At 70.7% G+C, this 15,813-nt stretch carries 19 protein-coding genes and 4 tRNA genes; 10 read left to right on the top strand and 13 right to left on the bottom strand.

Annotated features, from left to right (window positions below; genetic code table 11):
* Positions 1–84: 84 nt before the first annotated feature.
* Positions 85–1,113 (top strand): S66 family peptidase, encoded by a 1,029-nt coding sequence (locus tag V1351_RS11055; protein WP_338748204.1) that lies wholly within the window; start codon positions 85–87, stop codon positions 1,111–1,113.
* Here the strand turns inward: V1351_RS11055 and V1351_RS11050 are convergent.
* Complete coding sequence (locus tag V1351_RS11050) at positions 1,091–1,951, bottom strand: alpha/beta fold hydrolase (protein ID WP_338748203.1); 861 nt, start codon at positions 1,949–1,951, stop codon at positions 1,091–1,093. The genes V1351_RS11055 and V1351_RS11050 overlap by 23 nt on opposite strands.
* A gap of 41 nt (positions 1,952–1,992) precedes the next feature.
* Here V1351_RS11050 and rph point away from each other — a divergent pair, with 41 nt between their 5' ends.
* Both rph and rdgB read left to right on the top strand, forming a co-directional pair.
* Positions 1,993–2,751, top strand: coding sequence for a ribonuclease PH (gene rph / locus V1351_RS11045; protein WP_338748202.1), 759 nt, complete (start codon positions 1,993–1,995; stop codon positions 2,749–2,751).
* Positions 2,748–3,383 (top strand): RdgB/HAM1 family non-canonical purine NTP pyrophosphatase, encoded by a 636-nt coding sequence (rdgB, locus tag V1351_RS11040; protein WP_338748201.1) that lies wholly within the window; start codon positions 2,748–2,750, stop codon positions 3,381–3,383. The genes rph and rdgB overlap by 4 nt, the downstream gene beginning before the upstream one ends.
* A 1-nt stretch (position 3,384) precedes the next feature.
* Here rdgB and V1351_RS11035 read toward each other — a convergent pair.
* Positions 3,385–3,467, bottom strand: a tRNA-Leu gene (locus tag V1351_RS11035).
* A 21-nt stretch (positions 3,468–3,488) separates the two neighbouring features.
* Between V1351_RS11035 and V1351_RS11030 the strand changes: the two genes are divergently transcribed.
* Positions 3,489–3,947 carry an OsmC family protein gene (locus V1351_RS11030; protein WP_338748200.1) on the top strand — a complete coding sequence of 153 codons (459 nt, stop codon included), beginning with the start codon at positions 3,489–3,491 and terminating at the stop codon, positions 3,945–3,947.
* 308 nt (positions 3,948–4,255) lie between these two features.
* Here the strand turns inward: V1351_RS11030 and V1351_RS11025 are convergent, their stop codons facing one another.
* The 4 genes from V1351_RS11025 to V1351_RS11010 are packed head-to-tail and all read right to left on the bottom strand — an operon-like array spanning position 4,256 to position 6,791.
* Positions 4,256–5,014, bottom strand: a complete 759-nt coding sequence (locus tag V1351_RS11025) for an energy-coupling factor ABC transporter ATP-binding protein (protein ID WP_338748199.1) — start codon at positions 5,012–5,014, stop codon at positions 4,256–4,258.
* Positions 5,011–5,784, bottom strand: coding sequence for a cobalt ECF transporter T component CbiQ (cbiQ, locus tag V1351_RS11020; protein WP_338748198.1), 774 nt, complete (start codon positions 5,782–5,784; stop codon positions 5,011–5,013). The genes V1351_RS11025 and cbiQ overlap by 4 nt, the downstream gene beginning before the upstream one ends.
* Positions 5,785–6,105 carry a PDGLE domain-containing protein gene (locus tag V1351_RS11015; protein ID WP_338748197.1) on the bottom strand — a complete coding sequence of 107 codons (321 nt, stop codon included), beginning with the start codon at positions 6,103–6,105 and terminating at the stop codon, positions 5,785–5,787.
* A complete protein-coding gene (locus V1351_RS11010; protein ID WP_338748196.1) occupies positions 6,102–6,791 on the bottom strand; it encodes an energy-coupling factor ABC transporter permease in 690 nt (229 codons plus the stop codon). The genes V1351_RS11015 and V1351_RS11010 overlap by 4 nt, the downstream gene beginning before the upstream one ends.
* 154 nt (positions 6,792–6,945) lie before the next feature.
* Between V1351_RS11010 and bcp the strand changes: the two genes are divergently transcribed.
* From bcp to V1351_RS10995, 3 genes are all read left to right on the top strand, one after another.
* A complete protein-coding gene (bcp, locus tag V1351_RS11005; RefSeq protein ID WP_338748195.1) occupies positions 6,946–7,416 on the top strand; it encodes a thioredoxin-dependent thiol peroxidase in 471 nt (156 codons plus the stop codon).
* A gap of 14 nt (positions 7,417–7,430) precedes the next feature.
* Positions 7,431–7,733 carry a DUF3618 domain-containing protein gene (locus V1351_RS11000; RefSeq protein WP_338748194.1) on the top strand — a complete coding sequence of 101 codons (303 nt, stop codon included), beginning with the start codon at positions 7,431–7,433 and terminating at the stop codon, positions 7,731–7,733.
* A gap of 123 nt (positions 7,734–7,856) precedes the next feature.
* Positions 7,857–7,932, top strand: a tRNA-Lys gene (locus V1351_RS10995).
* Between the two features lie 50 nt (positions 7,933–7,982).
* On the opposite strand, the gene V1351_RS10990 is transcribed toward V1351_RS10995, so the two are convergent.
* Positions 7,983–8,741 carry a copper resistance CopC family protein gene (locus V1351_RS10990; protein ID WP_338748193.1) on the bottom strand — a complete coding sequence of 253 codons (759 nt, stop codon included), beginning with the start codon at positions 8,739–8,741 and terminating at the stop codon, positions 7,983–7,985.
* 107 nt (positions 8,742–8,848) lie between these two features.
* Here V1351_RS10990 and V1351_RS10985 point away from each other — a divergent pair.
* Positions 8,849–8,924: transfer RNA gene (locus V1351_RS10985), tRNA-His, on the top strand.
* A 52-nt stretch (positions 8,925–8,976) separates the two neighbouring features.
* Here V1351_RS10985 and orn read toward each other — a convergent pair.
* Entirely contained in the window at positions 8,977–9,603 is a 627-nt protein-coding gene (orn, locus tag V1351_RS10980; protein WP_338748192.1) for an oligoribonuclease, read from the bottom strand.
* Positions 9,604–9,686: 83 nt separating this feature from the next.
* Between orn and V1351_RS10975 the strand changes: the two genes are divergently transcribed.
* The gene (locus tag V1351_RS10975) at positions 9,687–10,907 is read left to right on the top strand and encodes a PrsW family intramembrane metalloprotease (protein ID WP_338748191.1); all 1,221 of its coding nucleotides are present in this window, start codon (positions 9,687–9,689) and stop codon (positions 10,905–10,907) included.
* On the opposite strand, the gene V1351_RS10970 is transcribed toward V1351_RS10975, so the two are convergent.
* Positions 10,908–11,585, bottom strand: coding sequence for a 4'-phosphopantetheinyl transferase family protein (locus V1351_RS10970; protein WP_338748190.1), 678 nt, complete (start codon positions 11,583–11,585; stop codon positions 10,908–10,910). It abuts the gene before it with no gap.
* A 78-nt stretch (positions 11,586–11,663) separates the two neighbouring features.
* Here V1351_RS10970 and V1351_RS10965 point away from each other — a divergent pair.
* Positions 11,664–11,737, top strand: a tRNA-Arg gene (locus V1351_RS10965).
* A gap of 31 nt (positions 11,738–11,768) precedes the next feature.
* Here the strand turns inward: V1351_RS10965 and V1351_RS10960 are convergent.
* From V1351_RS10960 to V1351_RS10945, 4 genes are read right to left on the bottom strand one after another with little or no spacing between them, the layout of a single operon-like run.
* The gene (locus V1351_RS10960) at positions 11,769–12,899 is read right to left on the bottom strand and encodes an ABC transporter ATP-binding protein (protein WP_338748189.1); all 1,131 of its coding nucleotides are present in this window, start codon (positions 12,897–12,899) and stop codon (positions 11,769–11,771) included.
* Positions 12,896–13,711 (bottom strand): ABC transporter permease, encoded by an 816-nt coding sequence (locus V1351_RS10955; protein WP_338748188.1) that lies wholly within the window; start codon positions 13,709–13,711, stop codon positions 12,896–12,898. The genes V1351_RS10960 and V1351_RS10955 overlap by 4 nt, the downstream gene beginning before the upstream one ends.
* Positions 13,708–14,547: an ABC transporter permease subunit gene (locus V1351_RS10950; RefSeq protein ID WP_338748187.1), complete on the bottom strand. Its 840-nt coding sequence runs from the start codon at positions 14,545–14,547 to the stop codon at positions 13,708–13,710. The genes V1351_RS10955 and V1351_RS10950 overlap by 4 nt, the downstream gene beginning before the upstream one ends.
* Positions 14,544–15,785 (bottom strand): ABC transporter substrate-binding protein, encoded by a 1,242-nt coding sequence (locus V1351_RS10945; protein ID WP_338748186.1) that lies wholly within the window; start codon positions 15,783–15,785, stop codon positions 14,544–14,546. Before V1351_RS10945 ends, V1351_RS10950 begins: the two co-directional genes overlap by 4 nt.
* Positions 15,786–15,813: the final 28 nt, after the last annotated feature.

Here is a 15,813-nt window from a genome sequence, read left to right as displayed (position 1 = left end):
CTAAGCAAAGTTGTGTCTCACGAGGCCTCCGATGTCATGGCGATGTCGGTCGACGCCGTCGCAACCACCTGATGGACTGGCGCCATGCCCATCCGACTGCCCGCCCCGCTTCGCCCCGGTGACTCGATCGCCGTGACCGCTCCCAGCTCGGGGGTCGCGCCAGAGCTGTGGCCGCGTCTCGACGCGGGGATCGCCTACCTGCGTCGACAGGGGTTCGAGGTCATCGAGGGGCTGTGCCTGCGCGATCGCGAGGACCACCACGTGAGCGCCTCGAAGGCGGCGCGTGCGGACGAGCTGATGGCGCTGCTCGTCGACCCGGACGTCGCCGCCGTGGTGCCACCGTGGGGCGGTGAGACCGGCATCGACCTGTTGCCGTACCTGGACTTCGAGCTGCTCGCCGAGTGCGACCCCTGCTGGTACGTGGGCTTCTCCGACACGACCACGACGATGCTGCCGCTCACCCTGCGATCGGGCTGGGCGACCCTGCACGGACTGAACCTCATGGACACGCCCTACGTGCCCGCCCCCGGCCTGCGGCACTGGTTGGACACGGCCATGAGCGAAGGGGGTGAGCTCACCCAGACGGCTGCGACGCACCGTCGCGCAGACGGCTGGGACGACTACGTCGCCGACCCCGGGGTCGACCAGCTGACCCTCACCGAGCCGACGCGGTGGGCGCTCATCTCCGGTACCTCTGCTGCCTTCGCCGGGCCGCTGGTCGGTGGATGCATCGAGGTGCTCTCACCCCTGGCCGGAACCCCCTTCGCCGACGTGCCGGGGTGGGCGCAGGAGCAGCCCAGCCCGCCGGTGGTCCTGCTCGAGGCGGCGGAGGGCAATGCCTTCGAGGTCGCCCGCGCACTGCACGGGCTGCGGCTGGCCGGGTGGTTCGACCGGTGCGCTGGTGTCCTCATCGGCCGGACCCCGGCGCCGGACGGGTCCACCCTGACGCAGCACGAGGCGGTGCGGGATGCCCTCGGTGACCTCGCCGTCCCGGTGGTGCTGGATGTGGACTTCGGCCACCAGCAGCCGATGATGCCGTTGGTCCTCGGCGCCGGCACGCGGGTCGAGGTGGCCGGTGACGTCCAGCGGATCACTCAGGACCTGACGCGCTGACCTGAGCATTCTTCAGGACCCACTCGGCGATCCGTTCGCCGATGATCTCGGGGGAGCGGGCGAAGGAGACGTGGCTGACCGGCTTCCCTGGGTCCCCCGGGGCCTTGACGAAGGTGAACCGCTCCACCTGCGCCGAGGGGAGCTTGGCCACGAGCGCGTCGACGGCGGCCGGCGGTGCGAGGTGGTCACCGTCGAGGTCGACGACGAGCACCGGCAGGCGGACGTCCCGCAACGCCGGTTCGATCGGGCGTCCGCCGGGGGTGAGCCGCCCGGTGCGCGCGAAGGCCGCCCACTCCCGGATCAGGGTGCGGGGCTGGCGTCCACCGAAACCGAGGCGGTCGCCCGGCCAGAACCTCCGAATCCGGGTCAGCAATCCCATGAACTGCGTCTGCAGCAGCGTCTTGACCCCGTGGTGCGTGCGCCAGAAGGGCGTGCCGGCGCCGATGAGGACGGCGGCGTCGGGCAGCGGCTCGTCTCCTGCCAGATGGGTCAGCAGGATGTGCCCGCCGAGGGAGTGGCCGAGCCCGACGAGGGGTCCGTCGTGCTCCCGTCGCGCAGCCGCAACGACCCGCGGCAGCCAGTCGTGGGCGACCTCGGTGTACCCGTGGTCCAGATCGCGGTCGACGCGCGGTGTCGCCGCCCCCTGCCCGGGGTAGTCGGCGACGGCAGCGGTGACCCCGGTGCGGGCGAGGTCGTCGACGAAGGGTTCGTAGTACCCGGCCGGGACCCCCATGGCCGGTAGGACGAGGACGAGCGGCCCGCCGACCTCCTTGGCCTGCGCCACGTGCAGCACGGTGCTGCCCCCGTCCGCGAGGTCGATCCGTGTGCGTGCGTCCATGCCCCGAGAGTACGGAACCCTCCGGTCGTTAACCTGAGCGCATGACTGACACGACCCCCCGCCATGACGGACGCACTCCCGAGCAGCTGCGCGAGGTGCGCATCACCCGCAACTGGCTCGACCACGCGGAGGGCTCCGTCCTCGTCGAGTTCGGCAAGACCCGCGTCCTCGTCGCCGCGTCCTTCGAGGCAGGCGTGCCGCGCTGGCTCAAGGGCCAGGGCACCGGGTGGGTCACCGCCGAGTACGAGATGCTGCCGCGCAGCACCAACACGCGCAGCGGGCGGGAGTCCCGCAAGGGCAAGGTCGGCGGTCGCACGCACGAGATCTCCCGCCTCATCGGTCGCTGCCTGCGGGCGGTCATCGACATGAAGGCACTGGGGGAGAACACGATCGTCCTCGACTGCGACGTTCTCCAGGCCGACGGAGGTACTCGGACCGCGGCCATCACCGGCGCCTGGGTCGCCCTGGCCGACGCGATCGAGGACGCCCGCGCCCGTGGCCTCGTCGCCGCGTCGGCGAAGCCGCTCACCGGCTCCCTCGCTGCGGTCTCCGTCGGCGTCGTCGGCGGGCGCGCGGTGTGCGACCTCGACTACCCGGAGGACTCGACGGCCGAGACCGACATGAACGTCGTCATGACCGGCACCGGCGAGTTCGTCGAGGTGCAGGGGACGGCCGAGGGTGCCCCCTTCGACCGGGCGCTCCTGGGTGAGCTGCTGGACCTGGCGACCACGGGGTGCGCGGACCTGACCGAGAAGCAGCAGGCCGCGCTCGCCGGGACCCCGAGGGAGCGGGCGCGGTGACACGACGGGTGGTCCTCGCGACGCACAACGAGCACAAGGTGCACGAGCTCCAGCAGATCCTCGCCGGCGCGGCTGCCGACCTGGATCTCGAGGTCGTCTCGATGGCGGCCTTCCCGGAGGTCGGCGAGATCCCGGAGACCGAGGTGACCTTTGCCGGCAACGCGCGGTTGAAGGCCGAGCACGTCGCGCGGACGACCGCGACGCCGGCGCTCGCCGACGACTCCGGTCTGGCCGTGGACGTGCTCGGTGGGGCGCCCGGGATCTTCTCCGCCCGGTGGTCCGGCCAGCACGGTGGCCAGGACCTGCCCCGTGCCGAGAAGGACCGTCGCAACCTGCAGCTGCTCCTCGACCAGCTCGCGGACGTCCCCGACGAGCACCGCCGGGCGGCCTTCCGGTGTGCGGCCGTGCTCGCCGTCCCCGGTGGGGCCACCGTCGTGAGCGAAGGGCTGGCCCCGGGCGTCATCGCACGGGCGCCGGTGGGGGAGAACGGTTTCGGCTATGACCCGATCTTCGTCCCGGACGGTGGTACCCGTTCCCTGGCCGAGTACACCGACGAGGAGAAGAACGCGATCAGCCACCGGGGCCGGGCCTTCCGGGGGATGGTCCCGCTGCTGCGGGAACACCTGGTGTGAGTGCCGAAGGCGGGACTTGAACCCGCACACCCAGAGGGCACTTGGACCTAAACCAAGCGTGTCTGCCTGTTCCACCACTTCGGCTCGATCAGGCAGTCTAGGCGGGTGAGCGACCACTCGTTCGTCACGTCCCTCAGCTGGACCGGCTCGACCGGTACCGGCTACGACGTCTACGCGCGCGAGCACGAGTTGGCGATGGCCGGGGACGTGGTGCGAGCAAGCAGCGCGGCTGCCTTCCTGGGGGACCCGTTTCGGCCCAACCCGGAGCAGCTGCTCGTGGCCGCAGCGAGCAGCTGCCAGCTGTTGTCCTTCCTCGCCGTGGCTGCGCGGGCTCGGCTGGATGTCGTGGACTACCGCGACGAGGCCGTGGGACACCTGCTCGAGGGAGACCGCCCCATGTGGGTAGCCCGTATCGTGCTGCGCCCGCACATCACGCTCGGGGAGCCGGCGCCGCGCGCCAAGGTGGAGCGACTGATCGAGGTCGCCCACCGCGAGTGCTTCATCGCCGCGAGCCTGCGGAGTGAGATCGCGATCGAGCCGGTGCTCGTCGGGGTGGCGGACTGATCTCTCGGCGTTGGCAGGCACCCCCAGGTGGCCGCTCGCACCGGCACCCGGCGAGATCGAGCCCGCACGAGGGGACGTCCTTCTCGAACACGCGTCCGAACAGGCCGGGCGAAGGGATCGTGATGGAACAGTCGACACAGCAGCCGGAGTCGCAGGAGCGACTGCCCGACATGCTGCCGACCACGAAGGCCTGACGCCACCCGAGGGCACGTCCACTCGGTGACCGGTGCGGCGCTACGACAACCCTCGACCATCGAGGTCGTCTACGCCGACCTGCTCCATGCGGCCTGATCGGCGCTCCATCGGCCTCAGTGCCGCTTCAGCGCCGGTACCGACGCAGGGTCGAAGCCATAGGGCAGCTCCAGCCGGTGCGTGGCCATGAGCTCGCGGTCGCCGAGCACGTCCGCCGTCGGGCCGTCACCGACCACCAGCCCGTCAGAGAGCAGGACGGACCGCTCGCACAGCTCGAGGGCGTAGGGCAGGTCGTGCGTGACCATCAGGACGGTGACGTCCAGCCCCCGCAGGATGTCCGCGACCTCCCGGCGTGCGGCCGGGTCGAGGTTGCTGCTCGGCTCGTCGAGGACGAGGATCTCCGGCTCCATCGCCAGCACGGTCGCGACTGCGACGCGTCGGCGTTGACCGAAGGACAGGTGATGGGGTGGCCGGTCGGCCAGGTCGGAGACCTCGACCGCCGCCAGCGCGTCGTCCACGCGCGCGTCGAGCTGTTGACCACGCAGCCCGAGGTTCCGCGGGCCGAAGGCGACGTCCTGACGCACCGTCGGCATGAACAACTGGTCATCCGGGTCCTGGAAGACGATCCCCACCCGTCGGCGTACCTCCAGCAAGGAGTCCGCCGCGACGGTCAGACCCGAGATCGTCACCGTTCCCGAGTCGGGGCGCAGCACACCGTTGAGGTGGAGCACGAGAGTGGTCTTGCCGGCGCCGTTCGGGCCGAGCAGCGCGACCCGCTCGCCGGGGTGCACGTGCAGGTCAACGCCGCGCAGCGCCTCGTGCCCGTCCGGGTAGGCGTGCCGGAGCCCCCGCAGTTCCACCACCGGAGTGCTCATGCCCACGCCCCCATCCCGAGGGCGACGGCCGCGACCAGCACCGTGACCGAGGGCAGCGCCAGCGCGCGCACCCAGATGACCTCGGACGCAGCCGCACCCGCCCCGAGGTGCAGATCGCCGGTGTAGCGGCGGGAGAGCATCGCCAGGTGTACCCTCTCGCCCCGCTCGAAGGAGCGGATGAACAGGGCGCCCGCGGACCCGGCGATCACCGGCCAGGCGGCCAGAGACCTCCCGGCGAAGCCGCGGGACTCCCGAGCGATGCGCATGCGACGCAACTCCCCGGTGACGACGTCGAGGTAACGGATCATGAAGGCGAGTATCTCCACCAGCCGTCGCGGCAGCCGCAGCCGGGCCAACCCACCCACGAGCTCGGTCGGTGAGGTCGTGGCCGCCAGCAGGAGCGACGCCAGGGCGCCCAACGTCCCCTTCGCCAGCAGCGCCCACGCTCCCCACAGGCCGGGGACGGACAACGCCAGCGGACCGACCTGGGTCTGTGGCCCGACCGCGACGAAGGGCATGAGCAGCGCGAAGACGACGAACGGCAGCTCGATCACCAGCCGGGGCAGCAGCACCCGGAAGGGGACCGTCGAGATGACGATGGCCACCAGCAGCACGAGGACGTGCAGCCCGTAGGCCCAGAAGGCCTCACGTGGGGTCGCCACGACCGCGCCGACGAAGACGAGGAGCGCGACGACCTTCAGGTGGGCGGGCAGTCGGTGCACGGCGGATGCTCCGGCGACGTGCAGGGTGCGGCCGTGGGGGCCGCCCACTCAGTCCTCCGTCGAGTCGGAGTTGCTGCGGCGCAGCAGCCGCGTCAGGCCGACCATGACGATCCCGACGACGAGGACACCGATGACGCCGGCCAGCCCGCCGGACAGACGGGCGTCCCCGATACCGCCGACGCCGTAGTCGGCCAGCGGGGAGTCGCCGGCCGCGTGCTCACCGGCCGTCCCGGCGAATCCGAGGTTCTCGGCGACGCGCTCCAGGCCGTCGGGCGACCCCGATGCGTAGTACGACACGACCGCCGCGAGCAGCAGTGCGACGGCCAGGCCACCGATGACGACGGTACGGGTGCTGATGCGTTGCTTCATGCCGGGACCTGCGCTTCTCGTCGGGTGAGATCGGCCGGTCGTCGACCGGCAGCGCCGCGAACGAGGTCCGGGCGCGTGCCCACGATGGATCCGACGACGAGGAAGGTGATCACGGCCTCGCCGATCCCGATCAGCGCGTGCCAGGAGAGCATGGCGGTGGTCAGGGTCTCGAGGGGGATCGGCGCCTGCCCACCGACCGCGTACAGCGCGACGAAGGCCAGCGCGGTGATCGGTACCGAGAGGAAGGCGGCGATCGCGGCAGCGACCGGCACCGATCCGGTGCGACGTGGCAGGACCAGCCCCACAGCACGGAAAAGGGCCCATCCGACCCAGACACCGACCACCGCCATGAGGGTGACGTTCGTCCCGAGCGCGGTGATGCCGCCGTCGGCGAAGAGCAACGCCTGGACGACGAGCACCACCGTGATGCACAGGGTCGCCGTCCACGGGCCCACGAGGACGGCTGCGAGTGTCCCGCCGAGCAGGTGGCCGGAGGTACCGGCGCCGACGGGGAAGTTGAGCATCTGGGCCGCGAAGACGAAGACGGCAGCCATCCCCGCCATCGGCGCGCTGCGGTCGTCGAGGGATCCCCGGCTGCGCCACAGGGCCACCCCGATCCCAGCGGCTGCGATGGCGGCGGTGGCCACGGAGGTGGGCCCGTCGAGGAAGCCGTCCGGAACGTGCATCGCTGCATCTCCTCGTGTCGTCGGGTGGGACATCCACTATTGCACAGCATTTGCACCTTGGTCGGCGAGTCCCGGGCTGCCCGGGAGGTGCTGCGCTGGGATAGGTTTGATCACGTCCTCCGGCACCGACGCGCAGGCAGATTGCGAGGCATTCGTGGGCGAGCGACTCACCCCGGGCGATCCCGCTCCGGACTTCACCCTCCCTGATGACACCGGCACGGACGTGTCGTTGAGCGACTTCCGCGGCAAGCGGGTCATCGTCTACTTCTACCCGGCGGCGATGACGCCGGGCTGCACCGCACAGGCCTGCGACTTCAGCGACTCCCTGGAGGCACTGCGCGCCGTCGACACCGAGGTCGTGGGCATCTCCCCGGACGAGCCCGAGAAGCTCGCGAGGTTCCGTGAGCGCGATGGGCTGACGATCACACTGCTCTCCGACGCCGACAAGTCCGTGATGACGGCGTGGGGCGCATATGGTGAGAAGAAGTTGTACGGCAAGGTCGTCGAGGGAGTCATTCGCTCGACGGTCGTCGTCGGAGAAGACGGTGTGGTCACCCACGCCCGTTACAACGTCAAGGCGACGGGCCACGTTGCCCGCATCCGCCGCGACCTCGGCATCGAGTAAGGACGGAACACCACGTGAGCAACGACACCCCGAGCATCACCAAGCTCGAGAACGACATCGTCACCACCCGTGACCGACTGGCCCAGACGATCGACGAGCTGAGCGTGCGGGCCGCGCCCAAGAACGTCATCGCCCGTCAGAAGGAGGCGGCGAAGGCGTCCTTCGACAAGGCGATCAGGACCGACTCCGGCGAGCTGCGCATGGATCGTGTGGCCATGGCCGCGGCGGCTGTGGGCGCGGTCGTCGTGCTGAAGATCGTCTCGGGCAACCGCAAGCGCAAGAAGTGGGAGCGCCAGCGCGAAAAGCGCTCATGGTGAGCCAGGACGCACGAGGCGAAGGGGGTCGGTCCGGCCGGACCGACCCCCTTCGCCATCCCCGGCATCGGCTCGTGGCAGCCGATTTCGCCCACACCCCCGCATGCTGCTAATGTCTCTCCTCGCGCGCCAATAGCTCAATCGGCAGAGCAGCTGACTCTTAATCAGCGGGTTCGGGGTTCAAGTCCCTGTTGGCGCACCACATGACGAAGGCCCCGGAGATCCCTCCGGGGCCTTCGTGCGTCGAACGGGTCAGTCGCGGGGGGACTCGTCGTCCTCTGAGTCGCGGCGCCCACGGACCAGCATCACGAGCCCACCGATGACCACGACGAGTGCACCCGCGGCGAGGGCCCACCACCACGGTGAGGTGCTCTCCTGGGCCGTCTCGTCGGCGTCCTCGACGCTCGCGTCGTCCTGGGCCGTCGTGGACTCGCCGCTGCTCGTGGAACTCTCGCCGGGAGTCGAGTCGCCCTCGTCCCCACCGGTGGTCTCGCTCGGGCTGGGGGACTCGCTCGGCTCGGTGGTCTCGCTCGGCTGCGTGGTGGGCGAGGAGCTCTCCGACGGGGAGAAGGGGGTGGCCTGCGAGTCCTGCTCGACCTTGCCGTCGCCCTCCGGGGGCGCGTAGGTGAAGGTGAAGGATCCGCTCACGGGGTGACCGTCGGCGCTGACGACCTTGTACGTGACCGTGTACTCGCCGGGATCCATCGTGTACTCCACCGGCTGGTAGACGTTGCTGCCGTCGACCTGGGGGTCACCCTTGGTGACGTCGGTCGAGCCGGACTTCACGGTGACTTGGTTCAGGCCCTCCTGGATGGGCTCGTTGAACCGCAGCATGATCTCGGGCGGGACCGCGGCGAGCGTGGCGCCGTCCTGCGGGCTCGAGCCCTCCAGGCGGGCGTGGGCGTCCGCCGGGGTGGCGGCGAGGACCATGGTGGCCATGAGGGCCGCCAGGGCGAGGAGCGCACCCAGGACGCGGGCGAAGGGGGGCTGTGGGCTTGCGGAAGTCGTCACCCGACCATCGTGCCTGATCGAGCCGGCAACTCGTTGGAGGCAGGGTGGTCATGACCACGGCTTCGGAGCAGGTACGATGGTCCGCGCTGCCCAAGACAGGGCGCATGGTGGGTATAGCTCAGCTGGTAGAGCATCGCGTTGTGGTCGCGAGGGTCGCGGGTTCAAGTCCCGTTACTCACCCCACGGCAGGAGGCCCCCGGACGAGATCGTCCGGGGGCCTCCTCGTGTCGGTGGGTCAGCCGACCTGGTGCTTCGCCGAGATCTTCTTCAGCTCCGCCGTCTCGAGGCCGGGCTGGGGCAGGAAGACGGCTTCGCGGTAGTACCGCAGCTCGGCGATCGACTCGGTGATGTCGGCGAGGGCCCGGTGGCCGCCGTTCTTCTTCGGTGAGGCGAAGTAGGAGCGGGGGTACCAGCGACGGGCGAGCTCCTTGATGGAGGAGACGTCGATCATCCGGTAGTGGAGGTGTCCCTCGAGGTCGGGCATGTCCCGTTGCAGGAAGGTGCGGTCCGTCGCGACGCTGTTCCCGCCGAGGGGGGCCTTGCCGGCCTCGGGCACGATCTGCTTGATGTGCGCGAGCACGGCCTCCTCGGCGTCGGCCAATGACATGCCCTCGGCGAGGACGTCGAGGAGCCCGGAGGTGATGTGCATGTCGCGCACGAAGTCGTTCATCTGCGTCAGGGCGGCCTCGGGCGGGCGGATGACGACGTCGATGCCCTCACCCACCTGCTCCAGCTCGTAGTCGGTGACCAGCGCGGCGACCTCGATGAGCGCATCGTGCTCGAGGGAGAGGCCGGTCATCTCGCAGTCGATCCAGACGATGCGTTCGGACGAGGTGTGGGTTGGTGCAGTCACGCCGATCACCCTATCGACCCCCGACGGTCAGCCACACCGACCGGGATCTGATCGTCGCGTCCGTTGCTCCCGTGCTCGATTAGCGTATGGGGATGAGTTCATCTCCACCTCGGCCCGGGCACCCCGCCCTGCCGCCGAACGAGCAGCCGGCGTGGCTGCAGTACCAGCAGTACAGCCCGCAGTACGTCGCGGCCCAGGCGCAGATGAACCCGACACCCCGACCGACGCTGCGCAGGTGGCTGCTGGGCGGCCTCATCGTCGCCGTCTCCCTGGTGCTCGCCTCCCTCTTCGCCCTGCTCTACGGCTACAGCTTCGGCGTGGTGTGGACGGCCATGGGACTCCTCGCGGCACTGCTGCCGTTGACGGTGGTGCTGCCGCTCTTCCTGTGGCTCGATCGCTTCGAGGCCGAGCCGTGGCGCTACCTCGTGACCGCCTTCCTCTACGGAGCGCTCGGGTCGACGGCGCTGGCGATCGTCGTCAACTCGCTCGGCGGTGCCTTCCTGATGGGTGTCACCGACGAGGAGTCGGCCACCATGCTCACCGCCGTGCTCATCGCGCCGTTCACGGAGGAGACCTTCAAGGGTCTCTTCCTGCTCGTCATGTGGTGGTTCATGCGTCACGAGTTCAACGGACTGACCGACGGCATCGTCTACGCAGGCGTCGTCGCCGCGGGCTTCGCGTTCACCGAGAACATCCAGTACTTCGCCGGTGCGGCGATCGAGCACGGCCTCGGTGGGTTCGCCATGACCTTCGTCATGCGCGGGATCGTCAGCCCGTTCCTGCACCCGATGTTCACGACGATGACCGGGATCGGTGTCGGCCTGGCCGCCGTCTCGCACTCACGGTCCACGAAGGTCCTCGCGCCCGTCCTCGGGTGGTGCGCCGCCGTGCTGCTGCACGGGCTGTGGAACCTGTCCGCCTCGGGCACCGGCGTCGGACTGCTCCTGGGCCTGGCCGGCGGGTTCGTCACCTTCGTCGCCTTCCTGACCTTCGTCATGTGGGCGCGACGCCGTGAGGGCCGGATCATCGGGGAGTTCCTCATGCCGTACGCCGCGACCGGGTGGATCTCGAGTGACGAGGTGGGGATGCTCTCGTCGATGAAGGCCCGGCGACAGGCGCGCTCGTGGGCGAAGCAGCACCGCGGGAGCGTCGGGACGACGTCCATGCGCAGCTTCCAGGACTGCGCCTCGGAGCTGGCCCTGCTTCGTCGACGGATGCACCAACACCCCGTGGACGCGCAGACGCTGCACCGGGAGCGGGTGCTGCTCGACTCGATGACCGCCCGACGACGCGAGTTCGCCGGCATCGCCTGATCAGGTGCCGAGGATCTCGAGCGGCTGGTCGGTGAGGCCGGCGACGGCCGCGCGGTGGTTGGCAGTCGTGAGGTCGAGGTCGACCAGGGACACCGCCGGAGGTGCGGGCTCCTCGGCGCGCCAGGCGAGCAGCTCCGGCGGATCGAGCGGGCTGGAGACGAGGACCTCGGAGGGGTCGACGACCAGACCGTGGCCGGTCGCCTTGAGGATGGCCTCCTTGCGGGCCCAGACCCGGGCCCGGGCGATGAGGAGGTCACACCCGTCCAGCCCCTCGAAGCCACGGATCTCCTCGCGTGCCAGCGTGGCGTCCGCAAAACCCTCGAAGTCCGCATCCGTGAGGTCCTCGGTGTCGACCCCGACGTCGGTCCCCTCCGCGACGGCCACGACGGCCAGCGACGAGGTGTAGGAGAGCGAGAAGTGCCACCCGGGCGCGTCGACGAGGCTGGGCTTGCCGTGCAGCTCGCTGCGGCAGGTGGTGCACCGGCGCTCGAAGGACAGGCTCGCGGGGTCCCTGCCGAGCAGGTCGCCCAGCGTGCGGCGCACGAGGGCGTGGCCGGTGACGAAGGGGGCTGCGTCGCGCTTGCGCCCGGCCCGGGCTCGCTCGCCGTCGTCGAGCAGTGCGAGGTCGGCAGTGCCGTCGCCGACCTCCGCCTCACGCACGATGACTCTCGCGGACATGGTCCCGATCATGTCAGGTCGGGGGTGGCTCACTACACTGAACCCGCCCTGATCGTGGTCCACCGCGGTCGTGGGCGTGCCTCCGTAGCTCAGCTGGACAGAGCAAGGGCTTTCTAATCCCGAGGTCGCGAGTTCGAGTCTCGCCGGGGGCGCGGTCGACCACCGAGGTCGTGTGCTGGAGCATCATGCGCTGCCCAGGGAGGCCCGGTCACGCAGCCGTGGCTCCGGCGGTGGCGTCCCCGATCCGGTCCTCGCCGGATCGGGGACCGCCCAGAGTCCGTCCGCCCCGGGCATGCGGACCCCGGTGCGGTCGCCCGGGCGGCGGTCCGAGCCCAGCCGTGCCTCGATCGTGACCCGGGGTCCTGCTGCGACGCCGTGCTGCTCGAGTGCCACGACCACGTCCTGATGGGCGCCGGACTGGCGGACCTGCACGACCAGACCGGTGAGCGACCCGGGGGAGCCGAGGGGGGCCAGCTCCAGCCTCTCCTTGCGCACCACCAGGATCGAGGCGCCCGTGGACTCGACCTCGCCGGGCAGGAAAAAGGACCCCAGGCTCGAGTGGTGGACGCCCCCGTCGACCCGGCCGGCCACCTCGTTGAAGCCACCGACCAGTCGGGCGACCGCGAGTGTGCGCGGCGCCGTGTACAACGCCCCGAGGACGTCGAACTGCTGGATGCGTCCCTCGACGAGCACGGCAACACGGTCCGCGAGCTCGGCCTCGGCCAGGTCGTGGGTCACCATGACGATCGTGGGCTCCAGGGTGGCGCGGACCTCATCCAGCAGCCGGTGCATCGAGGTACGCAAACCGGTGTCCAGACTGCTGAAGGGTTCGTCCAGGAGCATCACCCGGCGCTGTGCGGCGAGGGCCCGCGCCAGGGAGACACGCTGTTCCTGTCCACCGGACAGCTGCCGCGGTCGACGGCGGCCGAGGTCCCCGAGGTGGACGAGGTCGAGGTAGCGCTGTGCGGCGACCCGACTGGATGCGCGGTCCCGGCTGCGCAGCCGGTCGGCGAAGGCGACGTTGTCCACAACGTTCAGGTGGGGGAAGAGGTGCGGCTTCTGGAACATCATGGTCAGGTCACGTCGCTCGGGTGGCACGTCGGACACGTCCACCCCGTCGAGGAGGACCTCACCGGACTCGGGGGACTCCAGACCGGCTGCGACCCTCAGCAGCGTGGTCTTGCCGGATCCGGAAGGGCCGAGGACGGCGACCATCTGGCCCGCTCGCACGTCGAGCCCGACGTCGGACAGGGTCGCCCCGGTCGTGCCCGGGTGCCGGTGGGTGATGGCGGACAGACGCAGTGCGAGCGTCATCGGTTCCCCTTCGCCGTGGTGCGGGCAACCACGGTGGCGTAGACGGCGAGCGCGGCCAGCGGTGGCACGCTGGCCAGGACGGCCAGGGTCGCCGTGAGGGCGTCGTTGCCCGAGCCGGCGGCCGCGGAGCCGATGAGCATGGGTGCGGTGATGATCTGGCCGCCCCCGATGAGCAGGGTGACGGCGTAGTCGCTCCACCCGACGAGGAAGGCCAGGCCCGCCGCGGTGACCAGTCCGTTGGTGGCGGCCGGGAGCGTGACGCGCCGTCGAGCCCCGGCCGGGGTGGCGCCGAGGACACGGGCCTGCTCCTCCAGCGCCGGGTCCAGGGACTGGTAGGTCGCCCGCAGGGTGAACGTGGTGTACGGCAGTGCGAACACGCTCAGGACGAGCAGCACGGCGACTTCTCCGGGGATGCCCAGCCGAAGGATGACGACGTCCAACCCCATGGCGACGGCGAAGGGGGCCAGGGCCACCGGCCCGAGCAGCACGAGCGAAGGGGGGATGGGCCTGCGCAGCAGTCGCCATCCCAGTGCCCGCCCCGCCAGGGCACCGAGAGGTGTCGCGATCAGCGCCACGACAGCCCCCAGCAGCATGGAGCGGCCCAGGGCGGTCAGGGCCCCTGCATCCAACGCCTCGTGCCACGCGTCCAGCCCGAGATCCTGCGGTGCCCGAGCCGTACCCGACCAGCGCGCGGCCCCGGTCCACATCACCAGCGGGACGAGGGGAATGACCAGCCAGAGCACGAGCACGGCCGTGACCGTCGCGCGGCGCAACCGGCTGGGCGCGCGGTGGTTGGCTGGCCGAAGTCTCATCGTTCGGCCCCGAGCCGACGCAGGATCGGCAGCGTGATCCCGGTGGCCGTCAACGCCACCACCGTCGCGACGACCGCAGTGGCCGCAGCCTGGGGTCGCGCGGTGACGTCGATGTCGGTGAACAGTCGATAGGCCATGACCGGCAGCGGCTCGGGGTAGGCACGCCCGAGGAGTCGCGCGACCTCGTAGGTGCCGAGTGAGTAGAGGAAGACGATGAGCGAGGAGGCAGTGAGGGCCGGAGCGGCCAGGGGGAGCAGGACCCGCTGCCACTGCGCCCTCGGGGTCGCGCCGAGGACCGCCGCCGCTTCGCGCAACTGCGCGTAGGGGCGCCCGATGGAGGCGACCACCACCAGGGCGACGAAAGCCGACTCCTTCCACGCCAGCTCCAGCACGGTGGCCCACGGCCACCGTCCCCCGACCAGGTCGGGCCACGAGGAGGCCGGGACCCCGGACCAGCGCTGGGCCAGACCCACGTCGGAGAGCAGCAGCCCAGTGGCTGCCGCACCGACGAGGTGCGGCACGGTCAGGGCCACGACGGCACACCCGATGACGAGGCGGACACCGCGCCCGGCGCGCACGACGATCGTGGCGATGGTCAGGCCGATGATCGCGGCGAGCACCGTGGCGGCGACGGCCGTCACGAGCGACTCCTGCGCCGCACCGCGCAGGTCGCCCGCCACACCGCTGAAGCCGTCCACGCTCAGGCGGGGCCGGCCGACGAGGGGCAACAGCCCCAGGCTGGTGGCGAGGACGGCGACGAGCGCCGTACCGGTCACCGCCACGACCAGGACCACGGCAGGCGTCACGAGCCGCGCCCCGGAGCCACGGCCGGTCATGACCCGGCCCCGAGGACCGCCCGACGCCAGCCGTCATCGAGCTCGGCCACCCAGGCCGACCCCAGCTCGGGCAGGGCATTTCGTGCCAGGACGTCGTAGGGCGGCACGACGTGGGAGGTGGGCAGGTCCTCGAACCGTTCCCGGTCGGACGGGTTCAGCAGATCCGTGTCGAGCACGGTGAACTGACCCCACGTACCCGGATCGGCCTTGATCGCCTGTTGCTCGGGCGAGAGCGCCAGGTTGGCCACCGCCATCGCACCCTCGACGTCGCCCGCCGTGGCCGGCATGGCCAGGAAGCTCGCGTTGCCGATCGTCCCCTCGTCCAGGGGGAGCACCCGGGTGCTCTCCGGGAAGGTGCCGTCCTCGACGAGCTTGGTCAACGTGGCAGGACCGTAGGTCATCGTCATGTCCACCTGGCCGTCCGCGTAGAGCCGATCCAGGGCCACCGAGTCACGCGGGTAGGTCCGGCCCTGGCGCCACAGGGACGGGGCCGCGTCCGCCAACGTCTCGTACAGCGTCGGTGCGAGGTCGTCGAAGGCGTCCTGATCGAATCGCGCGGGGACCGCGTCGACGCCGCCCGAGATGCTGTAGAGCGCCTGCCGCAGGAAGACCGAACCGGTGAAGTCGGGAGGGGCCGGGTAGGTGAACCGTCCCGGGTGGTCCTGTGCCCACTGCAGGACGCCGGACAGCGTCGTCGGAGGTTCCGCGACCCGGGCGGAGTCGTAGACCAGGGTGAACTGGGCCTTGTGCCACGGTGCCTCACACCCGTCGACCTCGGTCCCGAAGTCGCGGGTGACCAAGGCATCGTTCTCGGCCACGAATGTCATGTTCGGCAACTCGGAGGACCAGCCGCAGCGCCAGGCGTCGGCCTGCTTGCCGGTCGCGAAGTTGTCCCCGTTGACCCAGACCAGATCCACCGTGCCGTCCTCCTCGCCGGCCTGACGCTCGGCCAGGATGCGGGTGATGGCGTCCGTGGTATCGGCCACCGGGACTCGTCTGAGGGTCACACCGAGTTCGGCGGCGGCGGGCGCGAGTGCGTCGTCGACGTAGGCATTGCCCTGTGGGTCCCCGCCGTACATCCACAGGTCGACGGTCTGTCCCTCGGCCTGCTGCAGGATCTGCGTCCAGGATCGGCTCCCCGACGTGGATCCGCCCGGGGCGTCCGGCGCGGCGCAGGCGGAGACCACGAGGGCGAGCAGCGCGGCCGACAAGAGCAGTCGAGCACGGCGTGGGTACATCGGACCTCCGGAGCAGGGAACACGTCAC

The organism is Janibacter sp. A1S7, from assembly GCF_037198315.1.
GTDB classification, from domain to species: domain Bacteria; phylum Actinomycetota; class Actinomycetes; order Actinomycetales; family Dermatophilaceae; genus Janibacter; species Janibacter alittae.
This window is presented reverse-complemented; position numbering and strand designations above follow the sequence as displayed.